Raw genomic sequence first — 2,324 nt, forward strand, 5'->3', positions numbered from 1 at the left:
GTGGGAGCAGTCTGGTCAGAGCCAGGTCACCTACATCGTCCTGATGGTGCTGCTCGGCCCCATCGGGTCTCTTCTTTATCTCGGCATCGCCCGGCCGCGCCTGCGCCGCGCCGAATCCGCGTCGGTCGTCGGCGCTCTCAGCGCTCCGCGTCGCGCAGGGTGAACCACGAGACGGCAGCGGCACCGAGCGCGATCACGACGGCCACGGCGCTCGTGGTCTGGACGGCGTGGTCGAACGCCAGGTGCGCCGACTCGACGAGCCAGCCCCCGACCTGCGGCGGGATGGCGTCGGCCAGGTCCATCGCTCCGCCGAGGGTCTGTCCCGCTGCCTCACGCTGAGTCTCGGTGCCGGCCAGCGGCGGGAGCGAGACCTCCGCGCGGTAGGTCGCGGTGAGGATGCCGCCGAGGACGGCCGTGCCGAGCACCGCGCCGATCTCGTACGCCGTCTCCGAGAGCGCCGATGCAGCGCCCGACTTCTCTGCCGGCACGCTGGACACGACGACGTCGTTGGTGAGCGTCTCGGCGAACCCGATGCCGACACCGAGAACGAGGAACGCGACCGCGATCGACGTCGCGGACGGCAGGGAGCCGGCGAACGCCGCGATCGCGTAGCCCACCGCCGACAGGCCGAAGCTCGCCGACACCACAGCGCGCACACCGAACACCGGCACGAGGCGCACGACGAGCAGACCGGCCAGGATGGTCGCCACCAGTCCCGGGACGAGGACCAACGCCGCCTCCATCGGGTCGAGCCCGACGACGAGCTGCAGGAACTGCGCCGCGAAGAACAGGAAGCCGGTGAGTCCCATCAGGCTCAGGAGGTTGGCGCCGAGCGCTCCGGAGAACACGCGGTTGCGGAACATCGTGACGTCGACCAGCGGGTGCTCGCGGGCCAGCTGGCGCCGTACGAACGCGACCGCGCTCAGCACGCCGATGGCCACGGTCCAGCCGACGGCGGCGGTGAGGCCGTGCTCGGCGAAGGTCTTGATCGCGTAGACGACCGGCAGCATCGTCGTCATCGACAGCACGATGCTCACCAGGTCGAACGGCCCGGGGTTCGGGTTGCGCGACTCCGGCAGCAGCCACACCGCCAGCGGCACCAGAACCACGACGACGGGGAGGTTGATGAGGAACACCGCGTGCCAGGTGAAGTGCTCGAGGAGCCACCCACCGATGACGGGGCCGAGCGCGGCGCCAGCCGAGAAGCCGGCTGCCCACACCGCGATCGCGAGCCGCCGCTGCTGGCGGTCCAAGAAGATGTTGCGCAGCAGCGACAGCGTCGACGGCATGAGCGTCGCACCGAAGACACCGAGCAGAGCGCGGGCGACGATGAGCCCGTTGATGTCGTCGACCTGGGCCGCGTAGAACGAGACCGCTCCGAAGCCGATCGCACCGACGAGGAGGAGGCGGCGACGCCCGATGCGGTCGCCGAGCGATCCCATCGCCACCAGGAGACCAGCGAGCATCAGGGCGTAGATGTCGACGACCCAGAGCAGCGCGGTGCCGGACGGGTGCAGCGAGGAGCTGATGTCGGGGAGCGCGAAGCTCAAGACGGTGTTGTCCATGCTCACCATCAGCACCGGGAGCATGAGGACGGCGAGCGCCGCCCACTGGCGCAGGCCGGCACGCGCCGGCACGGGTGCCGTACGGCGTGGTGCGGTGGTGGTGCTCATGTCTCCCCCTGTCGAGGCCTCGGTCCTGCCTGACTTAACCGTCCAGCCGGTACAGTCATTCCCGTCCAGACGGTACAGTTTCGAGACAGCGCGACTCAAGCCGAGGGGTGGTGTTCTTCGCCACCAGCCCCGGGGAGCGTGACTCAGGCCAGGAAGTGGTCGGCCGTCAACGGGAGGTCGCGGACCCGGATCCCGGTCGCGTGGAACGTCGCGTTGGCGATCGCGGCGGCCGTACCGACGATCCCGATCTCGCCGATCCCGCGCGAGCCCATCGGGGTGAACGACTCGTCGGACTCCTCGAGCCACTCGGCCTCGATGCCGAGGACGTCGGCGTGCGAGGCGACGTGGTAGGTCGCCAGGTCCTGCGTGACGACGTGACCGAAGCGCGGGTCACGGTACGACTCCTCGAACAGGGCCGCGGAGAGTCCCATGACGAGGCCACCGAGCAGCTGCGACCGTGCTGTGGTCGGATTGACGATCCGGCCCACCGAGTAGACGCCGAGCAGCCTCGGCACCCTCACCTCGCCGGTCCACCGGTGCACACGTGCCTCGGCGAACACCGCACCGAAGGAGTGGAACGCGTACTCCTCGGTCGCCGGGTTGGCCGCCGCCGAGGCCGTCGTCTCGACGCCGGCGTCGGGCGCCTCTCCG

The 2,324-nt window shown here is 70.1% G+C and carries 2 protein-coding genes; both read right to left on the reverse strand.

All coding sequences use genetic code 11. From position 1 onward, the window contains the following. Positions 1–137 precede the first annotated feature (137 nt). Positions 138–1,673, reverse strand: coding sequence for an MFS transporter (locus PV363_RS17360; protein ID WP_301023025.1), 1,536 nt, complete (start codon positions 1,671–1,673; stop codon positions 138–140). 143 nt (positions 1,674–1,816) lie between these two features. Beyond that, a partial coding sequence (locus tag PV363_RS17365; protein ID WP_301023026.1) for a molybdopterin cofactor-binding domain-containing protein occupies positions 1,817–2,324 on the reverse strand: 508 nt, incomplete at its 5' end.

The sequence above is a fragment of the Mumia sp. genome (assembly GCF_028803055.1).
GTDB lineage: Bacteria > Actinomycetota > Actinomycetes > Propionibacteriales > Nocardioidaceae > Mumia.